Source organism: Acinetobacter sp. WCHA39 (assembly GCF_002165385.1).
Classification (GTDB): Bacteria; Pseudomonadota; Gammaproteobacteria; order Pseudomonadales; family Moraxellaceae; genus Acinetobacter.
In genome coordinates, this window is sequence record NZ_NHRP01000014.1 from 1 (window position 1) to 24,949 (window position 24,949).

General features: G+C 40.2%; 23 protein-coding genes and 1 riboswitch. Of the genes, 18 read left to right on the plus strand and 5 right to left on the minus strand.

All coding sequences use genetic code 11. The features are described from left to right. Positions 1–127: 127 nt before the first annotated feature. The 4 genes from CDG56_RS08630 to CDG56_RS08645 form a co-directional block, all read right to left on the minus strand. Entirely contained in the window at positions 128–748 is a 621-nt protein-coding gene (locus CDG56_RS08630; protein ID WP_087547611.1) for a hypothetical protein, read from the minus strand. After that, positions 732–2,057 (minus strand): AAA family ATPase, encoded by a 1,326-nt coding sequence (locus tag CDG56_RS08635; protein WP_087547612.1) that lies wholly within the window; start codon positions 2,055–2,057, stop codon positions 732–734. The genes CDG56_RS08630 and CDG56_RS08635 overlap by 17 nt, the downstream gene beginning before the upstream one ends. Before the next feature lie 79 nt (positions 2,058–2,136). Then, positions 2,137–2,346: a DUF3565 domain-containing protein gene (locus CDG56_RS08640; RefSeq protein WP_087547613.1), complete on the minus strand. Its 210-nt coding sequence runs from the start codon at positions 2,344–2,346 to the stop codon at positions 2,137–2,139. Next, positions 2,347–2,799, minus strand: a complete 453-nt coding sequence (locus CDG56_RS08645; protein ID WP_087547614.1) for a MarR family winged helix-turn-helix transcriptional regulator — start codon at positions 2,797–2,799, stop codon at positions 2,347–2,349. It abuts the gene before it with no gap. A gap of 179 nt (positions 2,800–2,978) precedes the next feature. Here CDG56_RS08645 and CDG56_RS08650 point away from each other — a divergent pair, with 179 nt between their 5' ends. The 9 genes from CDG56_RS08650 (at position 2,979) to lpxC (ending at position 12,939) form a co-directional block, all read left to right on the plus strand. Next, entirely contained in the window at positions 2,979–3,461 is a 483-nt protein-coding gene (locus CDG56_RS08650) for a glutathione peroxidase (RefSeq protein ID WP_087547615.1), read from the plus strand. Between the two features lie 223 nt (positions 3,462–3,684). After that, positions 3,685–4,629, plus strand: a complete 945-nt coding sequence (gene gshB, locus CDG56_RS08655; protein ID WP_087547616.1) for a glutathione synthase — start codon at positions 3,685–3,687, stop codon at positions 4,627–4,629. 226 nt (positions 4,630–4,855) lie between these two features. Further along, the gene (murG, locus tag CDG56_RS08660; protein WP_087547617.1) at positions 4,856–5,953 is read left to right on the plus strand and encodes an undecaprenyldiphospho-muramoylpentapeptide beta-N-acetylglucosaminyltransferase; all 1,098 of its coding nucleotides are present in this window, start codon (positions 4,856–4,858) and stop codon (positions 5,951–5,953) included. A gap of 13 nt (positions 5,954–5,966) precedes the next feature. Further along, entirely contained in the window at positions 5,967–7,412 is a 1,446-nt protein-coding gene (gene murC, locus CDG56_RS08665) for a UDP-N-acetylmuramate--L-alanine ligase (RefSeq protein ID WP_087547618.1), read from the plus strand. 46 nt (positions 7,413–7,458) lie between these two features. Beyond that, positions 7,459–8,385 carry a D-alanine--D-alanine ligase gene (locus CDG56_RS08670; protein WP_087547619.1) on the plus strand — a complete coding sequence of 309 codons (927 nt, stop codon included), beginning with the start codon at positions 7,459–7,461 and terminating at the stop codon, positions 8,383–8,385. Positions 8,386–8,391: 6 nt separating this feature from the next. Then, positions 8,392–9,249, plus strand: a complete 858-nt coding sequence (locus tag CDG56_RS08675) for a cell division protein FtsQ/DivIB (protein ID WP_005156864.1) — start codon at positions 8,392–8,394, stop codon at positions 9,247–9,249. A gap of 65 nt (positions 9,250–9,314) precedes the next feature. Next, on the plus strand, positions 9,315–10,577 hold the full coding sequence (gene ftsA, locus CDG56_RS08680) for a cell division protein FtsA (protein ID WP_087543588.1): 1,263 nt from the start codon (positions 9,315–9,317) through the stop codon (positions 10,575–10,577). 166 nt (positions 10,578–10,743) lie between these two features. Then, complete coding sequence (gene ftsZ, locus CDG56_RS08685) at positions 10,744–11,925, plus strand: cell division protein FtsZ (RefSeq protein WP_005156855.1); 1,182 nt, start codon at positions 10,744–10,746, stop codon at positions 11,923–11,925. 111 nt (positions 11,926–12,036) lie between these two features. Beyond that, positions 12,037–12,939 carry a UDP-3-O-acyl-N-acetylglucosamine deacetylase gene (gene lpxC / locus CDG56_RS08690; protein WP_005156853.1) on the plus strand — a complete coding sequence of 301 codons (903 nt, stop codon included), beginning with the start codon at positions 12,037–12,039 and terminating at the stop codon, positions 12,937–12,939. A gap of 98 nt (positions 12,940–13,037) precedes the next feature. On the opposite strand, the gene CDG56_RS08695 is transcribed toward lpxC, so the two are convergent. After that, positions 13,038–13,478: a hypothetical protein gene (locus CDG56_RS08695; protein ID WP_005156852.1), complete on the minus strand. Its 441-nt coding sequence runs from the start codon at positions 13,476–13,478 to the stop codon at positions 13,038–13,040. Positions 13,479–13,585: 107 nt separating this feature from the next. Between CDG56_RS08695 and CDG56_RS08700 the strand changes: the two genes are divergently transcribed. The 9 genes from CDG56_RS08700 to glmM all read left to right on the plus strand — a co-directional run bounded on the left by CDG56_RS08700 (position 13,586) and on the right by glmM (position 24,946). Then, positions 13,586–14,290, plus strand: a complete 705-nt coding sequence (locus CDG56_RS08700) for a M23 family metallopeptidase (protein ID WP_087537051.1) — start codon at positions 13,586–13,588, stop codon at positions 14,288–14,290. Between the two features lie 205 nt (positions 14,291–14,495). Continuing rightward, positions 14,496–17,219: a pyruvate dehydrogenase (acetyl-transferring), homodimeric type gene (aceE, locus tag CDG56_RS08705; RefSeq protein WP_087547620.1), complete on the plus strand. Its 2,724-nt coding sequence runs from the start codon at positions 14,496–14,498 to the stop codon at positions 17,217–17,219. A 2-nt stretch (positions 17,220–17,221) separates the two neighbouring features. Beyond that, complete coding sequence (locus CDG56_RS08710; protein WP_087547621.1) at positions 17,222–19,189, plus strand: 2-oxo acid dehydrogenase subunit E2; 1,968 nt, start codon at positions 17,222–17,224, stop codon at positions 19,187–19,189. A 136-nt stretch (positions 19,190–19,325) separates the two neighbouring features. Then, a complete protein-coding gene (locus tag CDG56_RS08715; RefSeq protein ID WP_046739814.1) occupies positions 19,326–19,613 on the plus strand; it encodes a hypothetical protein in 288 nt (95 codons plus the stop codon). A 34-nt stretch (positions 19,614–19,647) separates the two neighbouring features. After that, positions 19,648–19,788: riboswitch (yybP-ykoY riboswitch) on the plus strand. A gap of 84 nt (positions 19,789–19,872) precedes the next feature. Further along, entirely contained in the window at positions 19,873–20,448 is a 576-nt protein-coding gene (locus CDG56_RS08725; RefSeq protein ID WP_087537048.1) for a TMEM165/GDT1 family protein, read from the plus strand. Positions 20,449–20,606: 158 nt separating this feature from the next. Further along, positions 20,607–21,404, plus strand: a complete 798-nt coding sequence (locus CDG56_RS08730) for an MBL fold metallo-hydrolase (protein WP_087547622.1) — start codon at positions 20,607–20,609, stop codon at positions 21,402–21,404. A 104-nt stretch (positions 21,405–21,508) separates the two neighbouring features. Beyond that, positions 21,509–21,874, plus strand: a complete 366-nt coding sequence (locus CDG56_RS08735; RefSeq protein ID WP_087547623.1) for a YkgJ family cysteine cluster protein — start codon at positions 21,509–21,511, stop codon at positions 21,872–21,874. A gap of 141 nt (positions 21,875–22,015) precedes the next feature. After that, positions 22,016–23,482, plus strand: coding sequence for an IMP dehydrogenase (gene guaB / locus CDG56_RS08740; RefSeq protein ID WP_004659900.1), 1,467 nt, complete (start codon positions 22,016–22,018; stop codon positions 23,480–23,482). Positions 23,483–23,608: 126 nt separating this feature from the next. Next, the gene (gene glmM / locus CDG56_RS08745; protein WP_004678999.1) at positions 23,609–24,946 is read left to right on the plus strand and encodes a phosphoglucosamine mutase; all 1,338 of its coding nucleotides are present in this window, start codon (positions 23,609–23,611) and stop codon (positions 24,944–24,946) included. The last annotated feature ends 3 nt before the right edge of the window (positions 24,947–24,949 follow it).

A 24,949-nucleotide genomic window follows, 5' to 3' on the forward strand; every position in this document is an offset into this window, starting at 1 on the left:
GAAATTGCAAAAGCGCATATTCTAAAAGCGGACATTTTTACTTTGGAGAAACCGGACATTTCTATTTTGGGCTTACACAAGCGTTTCGCATAAGGCGTATTATGTTAATTTTAGAAAAAATGCATAATTAGAAACTAATTAATTTTGTTCCATCCTTCTTTGTATAAATCATGTTTGGTACTCTAGTTATCCTAGATAAAAGCTTATATATTCCAGTAGGCGTTACTAATATATTTGTTTGATTTACAAATGTATTTTCCAACATTTTAAGTTGAAATACCTGTTTTGTACTATTCAAAGCAGCTAAGGCACTAGGGTGACTAGTTTCATTTTTAAGTCGAGTAATTAAACAATAGTTAATATTTAAATCAAAGAATTCTTTACGTGGCTTTCCTAGTATATTGACCCAGAATAAACATAATTTTGCTATAGAATCGTAGCATTTAAGACGAATTTCACTACTTGCATCACTTTTATCTCTCGGCCAACTTTCTTTAAACTCAATTAAATATAAGAAATTATTACTGTGATCATAAATCAATGTATCTGCAGAATTTGATTGAGAGTTTTCATAGTTATCTGAATAAAAAGCAGGGACTTTATCAAAATGAAGTGATTTAAAATCTATTTCAATAAAATCCCTTTTTCCTGTTGGGTTATAGGAAATATCTTTAAGATAAGAAATATGTGTTGAATATTTTTTTTCTAGTTCATTTAATAAGAATAATTCATTAGAAATTGTCGACATCTTCTAATTCTTCCATTAATGAATAAAGTGGCGCAGATAAAACATCAATTATAGGAACGATATTTCCATTTGTGTCTTCAACATTTATAATATTGCCCTCCTTATGAGAGAAATAAAATTTAGAACCTAAATTTTTATCACTTTTATCACTATAAACTTTTAGTGATTCAATCATATAAGGGCTATGTGTATTAACCAATATGTGCGTTCCATTATTTGCTAATTCAATCAAATACTTAGCATAGATGTTTTGCCATTTAGGATGTAAATTTGTTTCAGGCTCATCAATAATAAGTATTGTTTCATTGTTAATGAAATAGCCTTTACATAGTAAATCTAATATAGCTATAGACTTCATACCTGATGAAACATTATTTAAATTAAAAACGAGATTATTTTCATTTAATTCAAAGTTATTTGTATCGGAGTTATAAGCAATACAACCTTTATAAAATTCCTCAAGATTAATATTAAAGAATGAAGAGCTACTATTATTTTCAATCCCCCTACTTCCATCTAATTTTGAGCATAAATCGAGGACATGGTATGGAATTTTGGGATTTATTTTAGAAGATTTTCTTGAAATAGATTCTCTAAATGATAGATCATGAACTAAAGGAGCTAGCTGAAATACATATGGGCCTTCAATTAAAGTAGAATCTTTAATGGGCAGTTGATTATTTTCTGAAGAAAAACTTAAAATATCTTTATTATTAAATGAAATCTCAAATACTTTAATATTGTCTATTTCTAAAGATAGATATGCTTCATTAGCTCCGTTTCGCTTGTTCAGAAGTTCATTTGAAAACTCATTCTTGAGAGCTCTAAATATAAATTTATCTATAGGATCATTATAGTTGTACTCATTATATAAAGAATCCAATCTATTAAGTATTAAATAGATTCGCTTTAAGTAATTAGAATTTTTCTGATTTTCATCTAAACTATTTGAGAGTTCATCAATTAATTCTTTAGTTATTAATAAATCAAATTGTGTGACCTCGGAACTACGTCTAATATCCAATAATATGGACATAAGTTTATGGTAAATATCTTCTTGTTTTACTGCATCATAATCTTTTAAAAGTCTAGTTACATTAAATGATATTTCATCATATTGCCTTCTAAACTCATTATATTGATGTCTTTTATAGTCTATAGGAAAAGATGAAGATGCTTGGCCAACAGCATAAGCAATCTTAGATATAGTTGTTTTTCCTGAATTATTTTCACCAGAAATTACTGTCAAATTATTTAATTCAACTTCAGCACTATCAATAGTTCCTATATTTCGAATAATAAATTTCATAAATTCTTGAGAACCTTTGCAACATTGATATTAGTTTATCTTTAAAACCTTAAAAAGATACTTTTAATTGGTTCAAAAACTACCATTTAACATAAAATCTCTTATGTGAATCACACTTCTTACATTCCAACATCACGCCTAACTTCTCATTTCGCCCTTGTTCCGTCAACACCCAAGGGCGATTTTGCCACGGTGGGTCATGGCGCACATGCTGACCATGACCACAGGCGAGGTCAGCAATCCAATAATTTTCTTCATCGATATGAAATCCAACAATCGCCTGTTGCATTTATTCACTCAAACTTTCAAGTTTAGAATCCTCTAAACCCTTTAAAAAACGATGGCATAGATTATGAATTGCCACCAAATCATTGGGATCAACACCTAAAGAGCAGGCGAGTTTAAAAGGAATTAAGGTAATTTCATCTTTTGCAGACAGTGCTTTTTCCAGCAAGATTACCTTCTTCATACGCTCATCTTCTTTTACCGCAATGCGCTTTAAAAATTGCTTTTCTTCAAGTTTTTTAATAATTGGCGTCAGCGTGCCTGAATCAAAAAAGGTCTTCTGCCCTATTTCAGATAACGTCACATTGTCCTTTTCATATAAAGCCAGCAACACAATAAATTGCGGATAGGTCAGATCGTATTCCTGAAGCAAGGGACGATATTGACGAATCATCGCATTGGTCGCGGAATACATCGCAAAACACACTTGATTATCCAAGTAAGAAAATTCAGTCATGCTTTGCTCCTCAACGTCATCTTTGCGAAATCACAGTATAGTTTGATTAACATAAAAAGTATATTGCGCATAATTAACTTGCACACAATATAGTTGTGTGCAATATTAATTCACATAGCTGAACAACTACACAAAGCTATTAGGCAAATAAGATTGATTGAATTAGAGCGAGATGTTGTATGACCACAATTTATGATTTTCAGGCTGAACTTTTAGAAGGCGAGCAAAAGAACTTTGCAGACTATCAAGGCAAGGTTTTGTTGGTGGTGAACACGGCAAGTCAATGTGGCTTAACCCCACAATTTGAAGGACTTGAGAAGCTATATCAGGACTATCAACAACAAGGTTTAGTGGTTTTAGGCTTTCCGTGTAACCAGTTTGCTAACCAAGACCCATCAAGCAACGAAGAAATTGGCAGCTTCTGTCAGCGTAACTATGGTGTGTCATTCCCCATGTTTGCCAAAGTCGATGTGAATGGTTCAAATGCGCACCCGATTTATAAATATCTCACTTCAGAAGCCAAAGGCATCTTAGGTAGTGAAAGCATCAAATGGAATTTCACCAAGTTTTTGATTAACCAAAATGGTGAAGTCATCAAACGCTATTCACCAACCACTAAACCTGAAAAAATTAGCAAAGATATTCAAAAACTCTTCGCATAAGTTGAATATAAAATTGAATGCTTTAGAAATTACTGGTATCGAAATCATCTACCAGTAATTTTTTAATTTTTATCACTCAGAAAATCGTCTATTTAAATAAATCGAATCTAGTGATTTGAATAAATTAGAATTTTTTAAATTTAATAATTACATAACTTGTTTAAACAACATCAACAAACTTCGCTATACTTTTGCCAAGATTAAAAAATATGAGCGTTAAATTATGCGTGTACTTGTAGTGATGGATCCAATTGAAACGGTGAATCTTAAGAAAGATTCAACCATGGCAATGTTATGGGCGGCAAGCCGTCGCGGTCATGAATTGGGTTATGTATTACAACACGATTTATATATTGATCAGGGTAAAGCCTTTGGTTTGATTTCACCGCTTAAAGTCTTTGAAGATTACGATCATTATTATGAGTTGGGTGAGAAGCGCAAAGCGTCATTGGCGGATTACGATGTGGTGTTGATGCGCAAAGACCCACCGTTTGACATGAATTTTGTCTATACCACTTATATTTTGGAACAGGCTGAACGTGAAGGCGCGTGGATTATTAACAAACCACAATCGCTACGTGACTGTAATGAAAAGCTGTTCGCAACTCAATTCCCAGAGTTACAAGTACCGACTTTGGTGACGTCTCAACAAAGCCTAATTCGTGAATTCATCAAAGAACATGGCGATGTGATTGTGAAACCTTTGGATGGTATGGGTGGGATGGGGATTTTCCGTTTATACCAAGATGGGGTAAATATTGGTTCAACTCTAGAAATGCTCACCGAAATGGGCATATGTCCAATCATGGCACAACGCTATATTCCTGAAATTGTTGAAGGTGATAAGCGTATCTTGATGGTCAATGGTGAACCGATTCCATATTGTTTAGCGCGTATTCCGCAAAATGGCGAAGTGCGTGGTAACTTGGCTGCGGGTGGTCTAGGTCAAGCGCGTCCACTTACTGAAAATGACAAAATGATTGCGGCAAAAGTCGGTCCTTTCCTGCGTGAAAAAGGTTTGGTTTTTGTGGGGCTTGATGTGATTGGTAATTATGTGACTGAAATAAATGTCACGAGCCCGACCTGTATTCGTGAGATTGATGCTCAGTTTGGTACCTCGATTGCAGATAATTTATTTGATGTGCTAGAAGCAGGGCGAAACAGCTAAGATTAAGCCATTTTTTGACCAAACTGCCCGTTTGTATTTGGATTAAATTTATGTGCAAATGGGCGTTTGGATATTGGTAGAACCTTGTTTTCAACAAAGAATTAAAAAAAGCTCACCTTTCTGTTGTAAACAGGTGAAATTCGCTTTTCGTGAATGAAGCTTTAGGATTAGAATAACTTCCGAAAACAATAGACGATAACCTTCTTTTGAGTTGAAGAATTAGACCGTGACCAATTCGCTACAGAATAAACCTAAACATGTCATGATGATGGCCGCTGGCACAGGTGGACATGTTTTCCCTGCGCTTGCTGTTGCCAAACAACTGCAACAGGATGGCTGCCAAGTCTCTTGGCTAGCAACGCCTACGGGAATGGAAAATCGGTTACTCAAAGATCAAAATATTCCGATTTATCAAATTGATATTCAAGGCGTACGCGGTAATGGTATTTTACGTAAGTTGAGTGCGCCATTTAAAATTCTAAAAGCAACATTAAGCGCGATGCGCTATATGAAGCAATTAAACATTGATGCTGTGGCGGGTTTCGGCGGTTATGTCGCTGGACCAGGTGGTTTAGCAGCACGTTTACTCGGTATTCCTGTGTTAATCCATGAGCAGAATGCGATTGCAGGATTTACCAACACCCAATTGGCACGTATTGCCAAGACCGTGTGTCAGGCTTTTCCAAATACATTTGCAAACAGTGATAAAGTCGTGACCACAGGTAATCCTGTACGTGCTGAGATTACTGCGATTTTGAACCCATCATGGCGTTATCAAACCCGTGAGCAAGCACAATTACCACTGAATATTTTGATTGTTGGTGGTTCACTGGGTGCACAAGCACTGAATGAGCGTTTGCCTGAAGCTTTGAAAAAGGTCAATGTTCCATTGAATGTGTTTCATCAATGCGGCCAAAATCAGCAAGAGATTACGCGTGAACGTTATCAGGGTGCATCTGCAAATTTAAATATTCAGGTTGAGTCATTTATTCACGATATGGCAAAAGCCTACAGTGACGCTGATTTAATTATTTGCCGTGCTGGTGCATTAACGGTTACAGAAGTCGCAACTGCGGGTCTTGCTGCTGTGTTTGTTCCGCTGCCTATCGCAGTGGATGATCACCAGACTGCAAATGCGAAATTTTTAGCAAATGTCGGCGCTGCGAAAATTTGTCAACAAGCAGACATGACACCCACTGTTTTAGATGAGTTGTTAGCCACATTATTAAATCGCCAACTACTGTCTGAAATGGCAATTAAAGCACGTCAACAAGCACAACCGAATGCAACTCAGCATGTGGTTGATCTGATTAAAAAATTGTAATTCGAGTTTATTTATGTCTCCAACAAATCCAAACCAAGCCAAAAAGCTCATCAAAGTGCCAGAAATGCGCCGTATTAAACATATCCACTTTGTTGGGATTGGTGGTGCGGGGATGTGTGGTATCGCCGAGGTATTAGCCAATCAAGGTTATAAAATTTCTGGTTCAGACATCAAAGCCTCAAAGACCACAGCGCAACTCGAAAGCAATGGTATTAAAGTTTATATTGGGCATTCAGCTGAAAATATTAAAAATGCCAATGTGCTCGTGGTATCAACTGCGATTGATCCTGAAAATCCAGAAATTAAAGCCGCGATTGAACAACGCACACCGATTGTACGCCGCGCTGAAATGCTGGGTGAGTTGATGCGTTATCGTCACGGTATTGCAGTTGCAGGTACACATGGTAAAACCACAACTACCAGTTTATTAACGACGATGCTGGCAGAAGAAAATCTAGATCCAACTTACGTGATTGGTGGTTTGCTGAATAGCACAGGTGTCAATGCCGCACTGGGTGAAAGCCGTTTTATCGTAGCAGAAGCTGATGAGTCAGATGCATCTTTCTTGTATTTGCAACCGATGGCTGCGATCGTGACCAATATTGATGCAGATCATATGGACACCTATGAAGGTAGCTTTGATAAGTTAAAAGATACCTTTATTCAGTTCTTACATAATTTACCATTCTATGGTTTGGCAGTCGTTTGTGGTGATGATGCCAATATCCGTGAAATTCTTCCTCGTATTGGTCGTCCAACGTTGACCTATGGTTTTGGTGAAGATAACGATATTCGTGCTGTGGATGTGTTACAAGAAGGTATGCAATCGCACTTTACTGTACTGCGTAAAGATCGTGAGCCATTACGTGTCACCATCAATCAGCCAGGTTTGCATAATGTCTTGAATGCATTGGCTGCGATTGGTGTGGCAACTGATGAAGGTGTTTCTGATGGTGCGATTTGCCGTGCTTTAGAAGGCTTCAGTGGAGTGGGTCGTCGCTTCCAAGTTCAAGGTGAATTTGAGGTTGGTGAAGGCACTGTTAAACTCGTTGATGATTATGGTCATCATCCAAAAGAAGTTGAAGCAACGATTAAAGCAGCGCGTGCCAGTCATCCAGATCGCCGTTTGGTGATGTTGTTTCAACCACACCGTTTTAGTCGTACTCGTGATTGTTTTGATGATTTTGTCGATGTGTTATCGCAAGTGGATCAACTGTTATTACTGGAAGTCTATCCAGCGGGTGAAAAACCGATTGTGGGGGCGGATAGTCGAGCTTTGGCACGGAGTATTCGTCTACGTGGTCAAGTTGAACCGATTCTAGTTGATCCAGTTGATGGCAATTTACCGAATGTTTTACAAAAAGTGTTACAAGCGAATGACTTGTTATTAACACAAGGCGCGGGTAACGTGGGCGCAATTTCGGTAGAATTGGCTCAGCATCGTTTGTATGCCAAATAATTTATTTTCGTGAATATAAAAGTTTTACAGTTTTAAGGATATAAACGTGTCAAATGCTGCAAAATTCGGCAAAGTTGCTGTGTTGTTTGGTGGGAAGTCAGCTGAACGTGCTGTGTCATTAGATAGTGGTCAAGCCGTTTTAGAGGCTTTGTTGCGCTCAGGTGTGCAAGCAGAAGCATTTGATCCACAAGAGCGAAGCGTGACTGAGTTGGTCGGTTATGATCGTGCTTTTATCGTATTGCATGGTCGTGGTGGTGAAGATGGTCAGATCCAAGGTGTGTTGGAGTGGTTAAACCTTCCATACACAGGTACGGGTGTGCAGGGTTCTGCGATTGGGATGGACAAAGTCAAAACCAAACAAATTTGGCAGGGCAGTGATTTACCAACCGCACCATACCGCATCATTACGAAAGACTCAGATCTGGATGCAGTCATTGCAGATTTAGGTTTGCCTGTGATTATCAAACCTGTGCACGAAGGTTCGAGTGTCGGGATGAGCAAGGTTGAGAAAGCAGAAGATTTTGCCGCTGCAATTGAAAAAGCGACACAGCATGATGCTGTGGTAATGGCTGAAAAGTGGATTACGGGTCGTGAATTCACCATTTCATTCTTGAATGGTCAGCCGTTGCCTGTGATTCGTTTACAACCACCCGCAGACGTTGCTTTCTATGACTATGAGGCAAAGTATCAACGCAATGACGTGGAATATGGCATTCCTTGTGGTTTAAGCGAAGACGAAGAAAAAAGCTTACAAGCATTGTGTCTACGTGCTTTCCAAGCAGTTGGTGCAGAAGGTTGGGGTCGTATTGATGCAATGCAGGATGAGCAGGGCAATTTCTGGTTGTTAGAAGTCAATACCGTACCGGGAATGACCAGCCACTCGCTTGTACCTAAAGCTGCACAAGCGCTTGGTTATAGTTTTGATGAGCTTTGCCTAGCAATTTTAGAGCAAACTTTAGCAAAGTCGGCTTAATTATTCATGGCTCAACTTCCTGCATCAATGCGTCGTAAAACACGACCTGCCATCAGCTCTATTCATGAGAAACCGCCTTCGCCTAAACAAAAAATGGTGAACGCGGGTGGCTGGGCGTTGTTGATCATTGCTTTTATTGTATTGGCAATTGGTCTATATGGCTTATATAAAGTGATGACTGATGCAAAAGTCGCACAATTACAGGTGGTTGGGACTAACTCGGATATTGAAAATCAGCAGTTAGTACAATATCTAAGTCCAATGATCAAAGATAACTATTTCACTTCCGATTTAGAGCAAATTCGAGATCAGGCGTTAAAAGTGTCTTGGGTTGACCGTGTCGTGGTATCACGAGCTTGGCCGAATGGGATTCGTGTAAGAGTTATGCCGCGTCACGCAATTGCGCGTTGGGGAACAGGGCGTTTGCTCAGTGACAATGGTGATGTCTTTAGTGAAGCTGTATTAAAAGTACATCCAAACTTGCCACTTTTACATGGGCCAGTCAGCCAATCCAAAATGATGATGCGTCGCTATAATGAAATTAATCAACTGTTTCATCCAGCGAATTTAAGATTAAAAGAATTGTATTTAACAGAGCGAATGACGTGGTTTATGCAGTTTGATTCAGGTCTACGGATTATTGTTGATCAAGATCAAACCATGAATAAGCTTCAACGCTTAAGCCATTTGGCACAAACGGATCTCAAACCTGTATGGTCGAAAATCTCAGCAATTGATTTGCGTTATCGAAATGGCCTTGCTATTCAATGGAAAAACGCAATCCCGCCAAAGATTGTCAATGGTCAGTTAGTTGTAACGATTGATGACACAAGCCTTGCAGGGGCAATTGAGGCAAAGCCATAATACGTGGCTTGAAAATAACAGGCAGTTTGCCCGTACTAAACAACAAAAGATATGGTAATGAAGTAATGAGTGAAGCTGTTTCCTCAGTTGTTGCGATTGATATTGGGACGCATAAAGTCTCAGTTTTGATTGGTAAGGTCCATGCACCGGATAAGATCCAAGTGATTGGCATGGCAACTGCTCGCAACCGAGGCATGGTTAAAGGCAAAATTGTGAGCTTGGATAAGGTGATTGCTGCGATTAAAAATGCAGTCTCTGAAGCCGAAGATATGGCGGAGTGTCGTATCCATAGCGCATGGGTGTCAATTCCAAGTACTGAATTGCAAAGTTTTTACGCATCAGGCCGTACACCAGTAGCTAATCATGATCATATTATTACGACAAATGAAGTGGTTAGAGCATTAGAGTTAGCCAAAGCGAGCCATGTATCGCCAGATTATTATTTTGCAAGTGCTGTTCCATTAGGCTTCGAGTTGGGCGATTCGGCTGAATGGGTGCAGAACCCAGTCAATATGTCGGCTCATAGCATGACTGGGCATTATCAATTGATGATGATGCCGATTAATACCATGCAAAACCTTGATCGTGCCATGAAAGGTGCGAATATCGGGGTAGAGAAAATGGTGGTATCTAGTTTAGCTACGGCTGAAGCTAGTTTGCTCAAAGATGAAAAAGAATATGGCGTATGCTTAGTTGATATTGGTGCAGGGATTACCAATATCGCAGTATATTTAGATGGTCGTTTAGCATTAGTACGTACCTTGCAACGTGGTGGTGAAAATGTGACCCGCGATATTGCAGCGGTTTTACAAACGACCACTGAAGAAGCTGAACGTATTAAAATTTTACATGGTTGTGTTGATCTCAGTGTAGTGAAACCTGACCATATGATTCAAGTGCAAGCGATTGATGGACAGCAGACCATTAGTCGTATTGAGCTTGCAGAAATTATTATTGCGCGTTATGAAGAAATCTTTACATTAATTCGTGAAGAGTTAGAGCATAGTGGGGCAATATATGGTTTATATCATGGTGTAGTACTCACAGGTGATGCTTGTCAAATTGAAGGTATGGTGAATTTGGCACGTCGTATGCTTGGAGTATCTGCACATTTAGGTAATCCACCTTTACAGGTCTACGCTGAAGACCAACATCTTGCTGCATTACGTCGTTCGATGTATGCGACAGCGTCAGGATTATTGATGTTTAGCCAAAGTGATTTGCAGGATGCAGTAGAAGAACCAGAAGAATCGAATGATCGAAGTTTTATGGATCGAGTGACCAATGGTTGGAATGCATTAAATAGCAAATTAAAAGCCATATTTTAAGTTGTACGTATTTTGGGGAAAATTTGTTAGGAAGTTGTAATAGTGAGCCGTTGTACTTGACAAGCTACCTATTATTGAACAGCATCTTAACATCGGTTGTTTTAAAAATCAGGGCAGTAACGGGCTGAAGTGACTGCCATTTTATATATTAGGAAATCTAAAGGTCATGACCTCATTTGAATTGGTAGAAGATGAACTAGACGATGGCAACGGTCAAGCCCGTTTCACAGTATTTGGTGTCGGTGGTGGTGGTGGTAATGCCGTCCAACATATGGTGCAATCAGATATCCAAGGTGTAAAATTTATTTGTGCCAATACTGATAAACAGGCACTCGATAGCATGAATGCGCCTTTTAAAATTCAGATTGGTGAACAAAGTACGCGTGGTTTAGGTTGTGGTGGTAAACCAGAGATGGGGCAAATTTCTGGTGAAGAGAGTCGTGAAGTGATTCGCCAGCACCTTGAAGGCACAGATATGGTCTTTGTCACCGCGGGTATGGGTGGTGGTACTGGTACAGGTGCCGCTCCAGTGGTTGCAGAGGTCGCCAAAGAAATGGGCATCTTGACCGTGGGTGTGGTAACAACCCCGTTTAATTTTGAAGGTCGCCGCCGCCAAAAGTTAGCAGAAAAAGGTATTGAAGCTTTAGAAGAGCATGTTGATTCATTGATTATTATTCCAAACCAACGCTTACTCAGCGTTTATGGAGATATTTCAATGAAAGATGCTTATAAAAAGGCAGATGATGTATTACTTAATGCGGTACGGAGTATTTTTGATCTTGTAGTGAACCATGGTCATATGAATCTCGACTTCGCTGATCTGAAAACAGCTATGAGTACTCGCGGTTACGCAATGATGGGATCGGGTACAGGACGTGGTGAAGATCGTGCTCGTCAGGCGGCTGAACAGGCTATCCGTAGCCCGTTGCTTGATAATGTGAATCTCACTAATGCAAAAGGTGCATTGGTGAATATCACAGGTGGCGAAGATATTACTGGACGCGAAATTGACATTATTTCAGAAGTAGTCAACCAGATTGTTGATTTGGATGAAGGTGAAATTTTCTATGGTACGGTATTTGACCCAGATTCGCGTGATGAGCTGCGTGTGACTGTAATTGCAACAGGTTTGACACGTAATGCCAATGATACCGAACCCAAAAAACGTACAGTAACTCATACGCCAACAACAATCGCTAAAACCCAACAACCTGTAGATGAAGATGATGTTCCGGCGATCAGTAAACGTGCAAATGTAGACGCACCTGCTACAGCAGCGCCAAGTTCTACACCACGTTCATCGCCAATGAGTATTCAAGACTATCTGAAAAATCAGCAGCGTAAATAATAAAATCATATGTTTAGAGAAAGGGGGTAAGTAATTGCTCCCTTTTTTATTTTTTTAAAATGGCAAAATATGCTAAGTTATATCGGTTTTTGCAAATGAAGTTGTCATGGTATGGTGAAACAACGTACTCTCAAGCGTGTGGTGAAAGCGAGCGGTATTGGTCTGCATAGTGGTCAAAAGGTGCTGATTAATTTTGTTCCTCACCATATTGATGGAGGTATTATCTTTCGCCGTATTGACCTCAATCCTCCTGTAGAAATTCCTGCGAATGCTTTACTCATTCAAGAAGCATTTATGTGTTCCAATCTTGTGCGAGAAGATATAAAAGTCGGTACGATTGAGCATGTGATGAGTGCTATAGCGGGATTAGGCATTGATAATTTAATCATCGAGGTCTCTGCTTCTGAAGTACCTATTATGGATGGCAGTGCAGGTCCATTTATCTATTTACTCATGCAAGGTGAGTTAGCAGAGCAAGATGCACCAAAGAAATTTATTAGAATTCTAAAACCTGTTGAAGCACTTATTGAAGATAAGCGTGCTATTTTCACCCCGCATTCAGGTTTTCAACTCAATTTTACGATTGATTTTGATCATCCCGCATTTGCTAAAGAATACCAATCCGTGTCGATTGATTTTTCAACGGAAACTTTTGTATACGAAGTCAGTGAAGCGCGAACTTTTGGCTTTATGAAAGATCTTGATTATTTAAAGGCGAATAATCTGGCTTTAGGGGCGAGTTTAGAGAACGCGATTGGTGTTGATGATACAGGTGTGGTCAATGAAGAGGGATTACGCTTTGCTGATGAGTTCGTGCGTCATAAGATTTTAGATGCTGTTGGTGATTTATATTTATTGGGTCATCAGGTAATTGCTAAGTTTGATGGCTATAAATCAGGGCATGCACTCAATAATCAGCTGTTACGCAATGTTCAAAATGATCCGAGCAGTTATGAAATTGTAACATTTAATAACGATAATGATTGTCCAATTTCTTATGTGAGTGTGATATAAGTCATTGTCTTTTATTGGTTATGTTATATTATAACAATAAAAATTGAGATTTAGTTCACATAAAATAAGTGTATATTTCAATACCTAAGATAAGTAGTTTACTTTTTATTGCTTGCCAAACGTAGTAAAGCTTGGCTAAGCTTAGGGTCGCTCACATATTCAGCGGCGCTGCGTAACTGCTCTTGGGTTTCTGAAGAAAGTGTTTTAGATGGGGGAGAAGGTTCACGAGGAACATTCATTTTGTTTCTTAGGCGAACTTGGATTTTTCGTAAGTCTTTGAGTCCTTCTAATTGAGCTAACTGCGCAACATAGTTGCTTTGTAAATAGCTGAGTTGACTAATCATCGCTTGATTTTCACCAGTTATGATCAGAACTCCATGTTGATAACAAACAACCTGCCATTGTTCTGGTTGGGGCAGTATAGGTTGAATAATTTTCGTAAGTTGTTTCCATCGAGTCACTTGCGTAGTCAGAAACGTTAAGTTTCCAGTTTTTATGTGTTGTCCTTTCTGTTGAAAAACGTTGCTAGGTTCAGACATGTTAACTTCCTTCGAGGTTATCGGCTCATCTTAAGCGTTCATTTTAACTGTTATCAAGGAAGAGATGATAAAGGAACTATTTAAGGACTGTTTCAAGAGGTTTTTTTATGCATATGCGTCGTATTTTACTTGCATTCTCACTCGCTGCTTCAGCCGCTTCGGTTGCTTTTGCAGATTATCAAAATATTGGTCAAGCAACAGATGGTGACCGCCTAGAGCAATTATCTAAAACCTTAGCACAAGGTTCTTATAGCCATCCTGATGATATTGATTTGCCTGCCGTATCGAATGTATCAGTTAAATTGCGTGAAAAAACCATTGAATTGAATAATGCTACGATCGAAAGAAAATATGGTCGTTCAGCGATTTCATCGACTGCCGAAGATAATGCACCATCTTTTTCAGCAAATACACGTTATTCGTGGTTAGTTAATCACCCACTTCAAGAAGGGCGGGTAAGTTCAACATGGGGTAACCGTACCTTATTAGGAACGACACGTCATCATTCGGGTGTTGATTTAGCGGCACCATCAGGTACAGCTATTTATTCAACAGGTTCTGGTGTTGTAACCAAATCAGGTTGGGGATCAGGTTATGGTCAATATGTTGAAATCGATCATGGCAACGGTTATATCACTCGTTATGCTCACGCTTCACGCTTAATGGTGAATGCGGGTGATCGCGTTAGTGCAGGCGAACATATTGCCAATGTAGGCTGTACTGGACGTTGTACAGGACCACATTTGCATTTTGAAGTTGTCAAAGATGGTCAACGTAAAAATCCAACAACTTATCTTGCCATGTTGCCTTAAGCTAATTTGTTAACAGTTGTATATTAAATTTAAAAAGAAAGCGCCTTAACTGGCGTTTTTTTATGTTTTTTGTTTCATTTGAGTCAATGACTATTTAGCAAGAAAATATTAAGGGATTTTGTATTCATTTGGGGCGATACCTCCATAGCACCAAAACATGATAAATATATAAGGTCAAAATAACTTAAGGGAAAAGGTGAATTGTATGGCGTTTTATGGCGACTCAGACGCGCAGGAAACCCAGGAATGGCAAGAAGCATTTGATTCAGTATTACAACATATGGGCACGGAACGCGCCGCATTCTTATTAGAAAAACTTTATCAACAGGCTATTGCAAAACATGTTCCGATCCAACGCTTAAATACACCTTATCTCAATACGATTTCTGTTGAAGAACAACCAGCGATGCCAGGCGACCAAGATATGGAGCGTCGTATTCGTGCTTTAATTCGTTGGAATGCCTTGGCGATGGTATTACGTGCCAATAAAACAGGCGATGACCTTGGTGGGCATCTTGCCAGCTTCGCATCTTCCGCCACTTTGTACGATGTGGGCTTTAACCATTTCTTTCGTGCTGCCTCGGACAATTTCGGCGGTGACATGATTTATTATCAGGGTCATTGTGCCCCTGGTATTTACGCACGTTCATTTTTGGAAGGGCGTTTAACTGAAGATCAATTGAATAATTTCCGCCGTGAAGTGGGTGGTAATGGTCTTCCGAGTTATCCACATCCGTATTTAATGCCGGACTATTGGCAGTTCCCAACTGTATCCATGGGTTTGGGTCCAATTATGTCGATTTACCAAGCACACATTCAAAAGTACTTGATGAATCGTGGTTTGATCAAAGAAGAAAATCGTAAAGTCTGGGCATATCTGGGCGATGGTGAGATGGATGAGCCAGAAAGCACAGGTGCAATTTCACTTGCGGGTCGTGAAAAATTAGACAATCTCATTTGGGTTGTAAACTGTAACTTACAGCGTCTAGACGGTCCAGTACGTGGTAACGGTAAAATTATTCAAGAATTAGAATCTTTATTCCGTGGTGCGGGATGGCGTGTGATTAAAGTGGTGTGGGGCCGTCATTGGGACCCACTACTGGCTAAAGACAGCACTGGTGCTTTAAAAGCGGTTATGGAAGAAACACTGGATGGCGAATACCAACGCTTACAAGTGAAGGGCGGTGCATATGCACGCGAAAAATTCTTTGGTAAATACCCAGAAGCGGCTGAGTTGATTAAAGACTTAAGCGATGAAGATATTGATAATCTAAATCGTGGTGGTCATGACCCGTACAAAGTTTTTGCAGCCTATGCAGAAGCATGTACAGCTAAAGGTCAACCAACTGTAATCTTAGCGAAAACTGTTAAAGGTTATGGCTTGTCTGATGAAATTGAAGCAGTAAACAAAACGCATCAAATCAAAAAGATGCAAATCGACTCTTTAAAATATGTACGTGATCGCTTCAATTTGCCATTTAACGATGAGCAATTAGAAGAAGTGCCTTTCTATCGTCCAAGTGAAAACTCGCCTGAATTGAAATATATGAAGGCACGTCGTGAGGCCTTGGGTGGTTATCTACCTGCACGTCGTAAAGAAAGTGAACAGTTGGCTATTCCAGAACTTTCTGTCTTTGATGCAGTATTAAAAGGCTCACAAGGCAAAGAACAATCAACCACCATGCTGATGGTTCGTTTAATCGCTGCATTGTTAAAAGAAAAAGCCATTAAAGACCGTGTTGTTCCTATTGTTCCAGATGAAGCACGTACTTTTGGTTTAGAAGGTATGTTCCGTCAGCTCGGTATTTATGCTGCGCATGGTCAGAAATATACGCCTGAAGATCAAGAACAGTTGATGCATTATCGTGAAGCAAGTGACGGTCACATGCTGCAAGAGGGGATTAACGAAGCAGGTGCGATGAGTGCGTGGGCTGCATTGGCAACCAGTTATTCAACCAATAACTTGCCGATGATTCCAATGTACATGTACTACTCAATGTTTGGTTTCCAACGTATTGGGGATATTGCATGGGCTGCGGGTGATGCACAGGCACAAGGTTTCTTACTTGGTGCGACTGCTGGCCGTACCACATTGAATGGTGAAGGTTTACAGCACCAAGATGGTCATTCACATATCTTGGCGAACACCATTCCAAACTGTGTATCTTATGATCCATGTTTTGGTTATGAATTGGCTGTGATCGTACACGATGGTTTACAACGCATGTATGTGAACCAAGAGCGAGTGTTCTATTACTTAACCGTAATGAACGAAAACTACGAGCATCCTGCAATGCCAGAAGGCGCTGAGGAAGGCATTAAACGTGGTATGTACTTGTTCGAAAAAGATGAAAAAGCAACAGTTCAATTACTGGGTTCAGGTGTCATTCTTCGTGAGGTGATCAAAGCTGCGAAAATCTTACGTGATGAATACCAAATCCATTCAAACGTTTGGAGTGTAACCAGCTTCAATGAGTTGTCACGTGATGGAATGGCATGTGAAGAATATAACCGCTTACACCCGCTTGCGCTTGCTGAAGAAGTGAAAGAATCTTGGGTATCTAAACAGTTACGTGGTACGGAAGGTATTGTTGTTTCTGCGACAGACCATATGCGTGCGTACAGTGAACAAATCCGTGCATATTTACCAGATGGTCGTCCATTTGTTGCATTAGGTACAGATGGTTATGGTCGTTCAGATACTCGTGCTAACTTACGTAGTTTCTTTGGTGTTGATGCTGCACATATCGTGGTTGCGACTTTGAAAAAACTAGCGGACGAAGGCGAAGTAGATGCACGTTTAGTGAAAGATGCAATTTCTAATTTTGAATTAGATACGGATCGTCCAGTGGCATGGGCGCCACAAGCGCATCCAGAAGTCCAGGCAGTTGCTGAATACAATGAAACACAAACAGGTGAGGGGAAATAATTATGCAAATCCAAGCACCTGATATTGGCGTAGATAAAGCACTTGTTGCAGAAATCTTGGTCAAAGTCGGCGATCATGTTGCAGTGGACGATAGCCTTCTGGTTTTAGAGTCAGATAAAGCAACGATAGAAGTACCAAGCACTGCGGCAGGGATCATTAAAAGTATTCTGGTTCAACAGGGCGATGAAGTGACTGAAGGCATCGCATTGATTGAGTTAGAGTCTGAGTCTGCCGCTGAAGCACCTGCAAACGATGCACCGAAGTCAGAAGCGCCAAAAGCAGAAGTAAAACCTGTCGAAGCTGAAACAAAAGCACAACCAGTTGCTGCTCCAACAGAGACAGCAAGCCAGATTGTGGATGTAAAAGTTCCCGATATCGGTGTGGAAAAAGCGCTGGTTGCAGAAGTATTGGTCAAAGTGGGTGATCAGATTGAACCTGAACAAAGTATTGTGGTGGTTGAATCGGACAAAGCGACTGTAGAAGTCCCAAGCTCGGTTGCGGGGATTGTGGAAGCGATCCAGATTAAAGAAGGCGATAGCATTAAGGAAGGTGTGGTCTTGATTCAGGTCAAGACTGCAAGTTTGGCTGCTGCACCAGAACCACAAGCAACTCCAACTCAAACAGAAGCGCCAGTCGCAACGACTGAGGTACCAGTTGCAACGAATACCTCAACGGGTCATGTTGAAATTGAAATACCTGATCTAGGTGTAGAAAAAGCTCTTGTTTCAGAAATTCTGGTCAATGTTGGTGATCGTGTTGAAGCTCAACAAAGCCTATGCGTGGTTGAATCAGATAAGGCATCGGTTGAAGTACCAAGCTCGGTTGCAGGGATTGTGAAAGCAATCCATGTGTCTGCGAATCAAGAAGTTCGTCAAGGCATGGTATTAGCAACGATTGAAGTGAGTGGCTCGACCGCTGCACCAACAGCAGCGCCAAAAGCTCAATCAGCCGCTACGCCTGCGACTCAAGCAGTACCAGCAAAACCACAGGCGGCAGCGACAGCAGCCCCAAGTGCGCCTGCACAAGCTGAGAAACTGACCAAAGCGCAAGAAGCTGACAATGCCAAGGTCTATGCGGGTCCAGCCGTGCGTAAACTGGCACGTGAGTTAGGTGTTGTTCTTGGGCAGGTCAAAGCATCAGGTGAGCACGGTCGTGTGATGAAGGACGATGTCTTTGCTTATGTGAAAACACGTCTGACCGCACCACAACCGACTGCTGCAACGCAAGCCACTCCAGTGGCTTCAGGCTTGCCGAAGTTACCAGACTTTAGTTCATTTGGTGGCGGTGAAGTGAAAGCGATGACGCGTTTACAGCAAGTGTCTGTGCCACAGCTGTCATTGAATAACTTTATTCCGCAAGTGACGCAGTTTGACTTGGCGGATATTACCGAGCTTGAAGCATGGCGTGGCGAACTGAAAGATGGCTTTAAAAAACAAGGCTTGAGCTTAACCATCTTGGCCTTTATTGCCAAAGCGGTTGCGCACTTGTTAAAAGAAGAGCCGTATTTTGCGGGGCATTTGGCTGATGATCAGAAGTCAGTATTATTGCGTAACGAAATTCATATGGGTATTGCGGTTGCAACCCCAGATGGTTTAACAGTGCCTGTATTGCGCAATCCTGATCAAAAATCAATTAAGCAAATTGCAGCAGAATTGGCTGAACTCAGCCAAAAAGCCCGTGATCGTAAATTGTCACCGAAAGATCTACAAGGTGCCAATTTTACCATTACCAGCTTAGGCAGTATTGGTGGTACTGCATTTACGCCGTTGGTCAATTGGCCGCAAGTCGCGATTTTAGGTATATCTCCTGCAACCATGCAACCTGTGTGGAATGGTAAAGACTTTGATCCGCGCTTAATGTTGCCGTTGTCATTGTCTTATGACCACCGTGTGATTAATGGTGCTGACGCAGCACGTTTTACCAATAAGTTGACCAAGCTTTTAAAAGATATTCGTAGCCTATTGCTCTAGTACTTTTTAACGATGAAAACCTCGCATATGCGAGGTTTTCTATTTTATAGCATTAAAAAATCGACTTTATTTGTGCAAGCTTTTGTCTAAAATTAATATAGTTGAAAGAAGTATTTATTCGGAATAAGGAGCAAGGATGTTAATCATTTATCGAGTTGTATTACCGATATTACTGATTATTTTTGTATTAATGGGCTTATGGGTCAATTTTCTACATTTTGCATCAGATTGGGTGATGTACATCGTCATGGGTTTGGAAGTGTTAGCTGCAACAATTGTGGTTAGCATGGAATATCAAGCTCAAAATGTTGGCGGTGCAAGTGGTTGGGGGATTTTTGGTTTTTTTGGCTTGAGTGTGAATTTAGCTTTGTTATTGGGGATTGCTCGTTTGCTAATTTGGGGTTACCAAAAATTTTGGGCATAGTGATTTAAAAAATTTAAAGAGTTTGATAAACTAATATCACTTCATTGGGGAGTAGCCGCTCTTTACGCAAAGTAAAGAGGTGATGGTCAACATAATTGTTCCACAGAACATGGTCATCATAGCAAAGAACCAAGAACAGCTGTTTAGCTGTGCTTTTGTTGGCAAGACCTTTGATTTACCACTCTGCATCAATCTACTTGATTTTGGCTAGCAGGAGGGGTAGGTCATCGGTATATTTTGCTAGCCAGAGCATTCAACTATGTATGAATTCCTCATCTCCACATCAATTGTTGCCCTTGCTGAAATGGGCGATAAAACGCAATTGCTGGCATTATTACTTGCGGCACGTTTCCGTAAACCCGTTCCGATTTTAATTGCAATTTTACTGGCTACCACGATTAATCATGGTATCTCTGCGGTATTAGGTCAATGGATTACGACTGTCCTAAGTCCTGAAATTCTATTATGGATTTTGGCACTTGGTTTTATTGGTATGGCGATTTGGATGCTCATTCCTGATGAATTAGGGGATGAAACTGAAAGTATTAATAAATGGCAAAAATTCGGCGTATTTGGTGCAACTTTTATTCTATTTTTCTTGGCTGAAATTGGTGATAAAACCCAAATTGCTACAGTTGCTTTAGCTGCACGTTTTGACAGTATTTTTTGGGTCATGTGTGGTACAACGCTTGGCATGATGTTAGCGAATGCGCCAGCAGTATTTATCGGCGATAAGTTAGCTGATAAGTTACCAATTTCACTTATTCATAAAATTGGTGCTGCGATTTTTTTAGTCGTTGGTATTTCAACCTTGGTACAGCATTATTTCTTCTAATTAAATTTAAATCGCAAAAAAGATCCATCATTTATGCATGGATCTTTTTTTATAAATTATGATAAAACTACAATATTTGATTGAAACAATAATAAAATCCCATTATTTTATTAAGGAATTAAAATATTTTATATTTAAAGAATTTTTATGGGGTTGATATGAGTTTTGAGCGGACTACATCGCAAATACTATTTGATAATGGTACGCATAAATGCATTAGTTTTACCAGTTTGGTCAAGGGCGAAGGCATTCAAGCCAATCAATTTTTAATTATTGATCACGATCGTGCAGCGGTTCTAGATCCAGGTGGTGATCTCACCTATGTTCCTTTAACCATGGAGTTAAACCGCTATACCAAATTAAAAAATTTGGATTATGTGATGGCATCCCATCAAGACCCCGATATTATTACTTCGATGCCGCGTTGGTTAGTTTATACCGATGCAAAAGTAGTGGCGTCTAAATTATGGGCACGCTTTTTACCGCATTTAAACTCAGCATTTATGAGTGATCGAATGAAAGGGAATTGGGAAGAACGCTTAATTGAGCTTGCCGATACGGGACAAGTGATTCCTTTAGGTGAATCAGCAATCATAGCGATTCCTGCTCACTTTTTGCATTCGGTGGGCAACTTCCAGTTTTATGATCCAGTCGCCAAAATTCTTTTTTCAGGGGATATGGGTGCCTCTATTGTTGATGATGCCAGCCAGCCGATTACCGATTTTGAAGCGCATATTAAAAAGATGAAAGGCTTTCATCAACGTTATATGTGTTCCAACAAAGTCATCCGTTTATGGGTGAATATGGTTCGCCAGATGGACCTCGACATGATTGTGCCGCAGCATGGCACCGCATTTGTTGGAAAAGAGATGATCAACCAGTTTCTGGACTGGATTGAGGGTCTGGAATGTGGCGTAGATTTAATGAATGAGTATGTGTTTAGTTGTCCTACCTAAATGAATTCATAATATTTTCTCTATAAATCTATTGTGTTCATCAACAACTTTTCTTAGGATTCAAGTTACAAAAAATTAATTTGATAACGAGAATTTTAAGAAAAATGTTGTCTCAAGTTGCAAGCCCAGATGCATGCGTGAGTTGTGGTGCATGCTGTGCAAATTATCGTGTTTCTTTTTATTGGGCTGAAGCAGAACGGATGCCTGCAAACATGGTCGAACCGCTCACAGCCGTTTATTCTTGTATGAAAGGTACCAACCAAGCTCAAGTCAAATGTATCGCATTACAAGGAGAAGTAGGACAGCAAGTCAGTTGTTCGATCTACGCCATTCGAAGCTCAACGTGTAAAGAGGTTCAGATTGCGGATGATCATTGTAATAAAGCACGACTTGCGCACAATCTCATCCCATTGATTAATATTGAACAACAAGATTCAGAAAATAATGAGAATTATGATCAAGTTTGTTAACTGTATCAATGTTGCTTAAATGGCATAAGGCGTCGTAGTGAAGCGTTTCTACGCGCTTATCAAATTATTTTCATCATAGAAAATGAAAATCACATCGAAATTTGTTTATAATAGCTCACGGAAATTACCAGTGAGATTGTTATGCTGACCATCGTTCAAGAAGCGTTAACCTTCGATGATGTCTTATTACTTCCTGCCTACTCAACTGTTCTCCCAAAAGATGTCTCCTTAAAGACACGTTTAACTCGCGGAATTCAACTGAATATCCCTCTCGTTTCTGCTGCAATGGATACGGTGACTGAGTCTCGTATGGCGATTGCAATGGCGCAAAATGGTGGTATTGGTATTTTGCATAAAAACATGGATATCGCTGCACAAGCTGCGGAAGTACGCCGTGTAAAAAAATTCGAAGCTGGAATGGTGAAAGACCCAATCACAGTAACGCCTGAAACGACAGTACGTGAACTTATTGCAATTACCCAAGCGAATAATATTAGCGGTGTACCTGTTGTAAAAGATGGCAAAGTTGTGGGTATTGTCACAGGTCGTGATACTCGTTTTGAAACCAATCTTGAACAACCAGTAAGCAACATCATGACAGGTCAAGACCGTTTAGTGACTGTTCGTGAAGGTGAGTCGAAAGAAAATATTCAAGCATTGCTACAAAAGCATCGTATTGAAAAAGTTCTAGTTGTTGGTGAACACAATGAACTCAAAGGTTTAATTACAGTCACTGACTTCCGTAAAGCGGAAAGCTATCCAAGCAGCTGTAAAGATGACCTTGGTCGTTTACGTGTGGGTGCTGCGGTCGGTACAGGTGTAGAAACACCAAGCCGTGTGGAAGCATTAGTCGATGCGGGTGTAGATGTGATTGTCGTAGATACGGCACATGGTCACTCAGCGGGCGTAATTGAACGTGTACGTTGGGTAAAAACAAATTATCCACAAGTTCAAGTGATTGGTGGAAACATTGCAACAGGTGATGCAGCTTTAGCATTGTTAGATGCAGGTGCAGATGCTGTTAAAGTGGGTATTGGTCCTGGTTCGATCTGTACGACACGTATTGTGGCAGGTATTGGTATGCCTCAGATTTCGGCAATTGATAGTGTTGCCAATGCACTAAAAGATCAAATTCCATTGATCGCAGATGGCGGTATTCGTTTCTCTGGCGATATGGCGAAAGCGATTGGCGCAGGTGCGAGCACGATCATGGTCGGTTCACTCCTTGCTGGTACTGAAGAAGCGCCAGGTGAAGTTGAATTTTTCCAAGGTCGTTACTATAAAGCGTATCGTGGTATGGGTTCATTGGGTGCAATGGCGGGAGCAACAGGTTCTGCTGACCGTTATTTCCAAGACTCTAAAGCAGGTGCTGAAAAGTTGGTACCAGAAGGCATTGAAGGTCGTGTTCCATATAAAGGTCCAATGGGCAATATCATCCATCAAATGATGGGTGGTTTACGTTCTTCTATGGGCTATACAGGTTCATCTGTGATTGAAGATCTTCGTCAAAATGCAAAATTTGTGAAAATTACTTCGGCAGGCATGTCTGAATCACATGTTCATGATGTGACGATTACTAAAGAAGCACCAAACTATCGTGTAGGTTGATCTTTAGTAATTTTGGCAATAAAAAAACCGTCAGTGCACTGACGGTTTTTTTGTTTTGGTGTAAAGTAAAACAGATGAAAAATGATATGACGATACGTCATATAAAGATAAGAAAGCGAGTAAAGAATGAGCTATTTTGGAACTGATGGAATTCGTGGCAAATTTGGACAAATGCCGATTACCCCTGAATTTGCATTAAAATTAGGATTTGCAGCAGGAAAAGTATTAAAAAGAAATAGTCCTAAAAACAAACCAATTGTGGTTATGGGTAAAGATACGCGTTTATCAGGTTATATTCTAGAAGCAGCTCTCCAAGCAGGTTTAAACGCAGCAGGTGTATATGTGCATTTGTTGGGACCATTACCAACGCCTGCTATAGCGCATTTAACACGTGCTTTGCATGCACATGCAGGTATTGTGATTTCAGCATCACATAACCCTTACTTTGATAATGGGATTAAATTTTTCTCAGGTGAAGGTAAAAAACTCCCAGATGCCTTACAAAATGAGATCAATCAAGAATTAGAAAAAGATTTAGTGATTGATGATACGGCTAACCTAGGTAAAAGTGTTCGTGTAAAAGATGCAAATGGTCGATACATCGAATTCTGTAAATCAACATTTCCATATCACTTCGATCTTAGTAATCTCAAAATTGTAGTGGATTGTGCTAACGGCGCAGCATATAGCGTTGGTCCTTCAGTTTTTAGAGAGCTAGGTGCAAAAGTAATCCCGCTTTTTAATGAACCAGATGGTTTAAATATCAATGAAAATTGTGGATCAACCCATCCTGAATTTCTACAAAAGGCTGTGGTTGATCACCAAGCTGATTTAGGTATTGCGTTTGATGGTGATGCAGATCGTGTCGTGATGGTAGATAAAAATGGTCAACTGGTAGATGGTGATCATATTCTGTATATCCTTGCAACTCAGGCCAAAAATAAACCAGCAGGTATTGTTGGAACAGTCATGAGTAACATGGCACTTGAGTTAGCATTACAAAAAGCGGATGTCGGTTTTGTACGCGCAAAAGTCGGTGACCGCTATGTATTACAGGCATTAGAAGAAAATGGTTGGGTCACAGGTGGTGAGCCTTCAGGTCATATCTTAACGTTGGATAAGAGCACCACAGGCGATGCGATTATTGCTGCCTTACAAGTGCTCACGGTGATGGTTGAGCAAGAGAAAGCATTACATGAATTAGTTGCAGACTTTGAATTATTTCCACAGGTGTTAATTAATGTTCGTTTACAGCATATGATTGATCCATATGCTGTTCCTGCTCTTGTTGCTGAATTTGAAAAAGCTGAACAACAATTGACTGGGCGTGGACGTATTTTGATTCGTAAATCAGGTACTGAACCTGTGATTCGAGTTATGGTAGAAGGAGATCAACAGCAGGAAGTGGATGCCATCGCAAATCATTTAGCCGATGCAGTCAGAGCTCATGCTCAAGCTGCTTAAAGG